1 protein-coding gene is annotated in these 1,540 nt (G+C 45.6%); it reads left to right on the plus strand.

Going from position 1 to position 1,540, the window contains the following annotated elements; all coding sequences use genetic code 11:
* Window positions 1-327: 327 nt before the first annotated feature.
* Window positions 328-1,245, plus strand: a complete 918-nt coding sequence (locus QUB77_RS31540) for a fructosamine kinase family protein (protein ID WP_333174316.1) — start codon at window positions 328-330, stop codon at window positions 1,243-1,245.
* Window positions 1,246-1,540: the final 295 nt, after the last annotated feature.

A 1,540-nucleotide genomic window follows, 5' to 3' on the forward strand; every position in this document is an offset into this window, starting at 1 on the left:
ACCGAGGGCTTGACCTCTCTTTCTACATGGTAATTGATGACTTAATTCTCTGCAGTCTTCAGGGTTTTTCACCTTCACAACTTTTCCCTAGTTTCCATGACGCATTCCCACCACTCCTTATCCTTTGTTGCCTGTTAAACCCTCCGGTGCCGAAGATATTTGGCGAATCCATTGCCTGAGAAAATATTTCGATGCCTGGGATTATATTTGACATTACACAGCATCTTTCTGAGCTTCAGATAGGGGCTTTGTTGTTTTTGCTTATTAAGTTGCCATACCTGTTAAACTAATTTCGATCGCCCTCAACCCTCAACACGATTTGATGCTATGTGGGACAAAATTGCCGCGCACATCTGTGAAACAACCGGAAAAACATTTTCTCTCGACAATCGGCGTTTTGTCAGCGGGGGGTACATAAATCAAGGCTATTATATCAGCAGCAGTTCCCGCGCTTACTTCGCGAAAATCAATCAAGCTTCCCAAGTCACAATGTTTGAAGCTGAAGCGCTGGGTTTGCAGCAAATGGGAGAAACCCAGACGATTCGAGTACCTGAGCCAATTTGCTGGGGAACTGAGGGGAACTCAGCTTATATTGTGCTGGAATGGCTGGAGTTGGGAAGTCGCGGTAGCGAGAGAGCTTGGGAAGAAATGGGGCGAAAACTCGCCGAAATGCACAAATACACCCCCCCCAAGCCCCCCTTGATAAGGGGGGGAGAAGAGCCTAATTCGCGCTTATTGAGGGCAGTTTTTGGTTGGGGTATTAATAATACGATCGGATCAACTATACAAATTAATAATTGGACGGCAAACTGGGCAGAATTTTGGGCCGAACATCGGATTGGTTATCAGTTAAAATTGGCTAGGCGTCGGGGCGGTCATTTTCCGCAAGGGGAATGTTTATTAGAGATGATTCCTGAATTGTTAGCTGGTTATGAACCTCAACCCTCGCTAGTTCACGGAGATTTGTGGGGGGGAAATGCGGGGGTAACATCTGCGGGGGAACCTGTGATTTTTGACCCGGCGGCATATTTTGGAGATAGAGAAGTTGATCTTGCGATGACTGAGCTATTTGGTGGATTTCCGGCGCAGTTTTACCGGGGATATAATCAGGTTTGGCCTTTGGATTCAGGGTATGAAGAACGCAAAACTCTTTATAATCTGTATCACATTTTAAATCATTTTAATTTGTTTGGTGGGAGTTACGAGTCCCAGGCGAATCAAATGATTAATCAAATTTTGGGTTAGTTAAGAATCAAATTCTTTTTGTAATTGCTCAACTCGGAGAAAAAAGGGAGCCCTCAGTAGAGAGAGCTTGTTGAATAGATTGATAAGCAGTTAAACCCTGACGCTTGCCAGTATTAACAATTGAACGAACGGCAGCAAACAAATCTCGCCCCCATTGCGAACGGAAGCCATTGGTCACACGTCACACGTCACACGGGTGCATCTCACTTTGGCACCTACCTGGGGGGGTGACAAAAAGGTCTACGAGATAGACTGTATAAGGGTTGCGGCCCGCATACCTTGTTGATAAAAGCGG

The organism is Microcoleus sp. AT9b-C3 (assembly GCF_036705485.1).
GTDB lineage: Bacteria > Cyanobacteriota > Cyanobacteriia > Cyanobacteriales > Microcoleaceae > Microcoleus.

Excerpts from the sequence above, each read along its gene's own strand:
- QUB77_RS31540 (WP_333174316.1), top strand. The coding sequence starts at position 328 with ATGTGGGACAAAATTGCCGCGCACATCTGTGAAACAACCGGAAAAACA.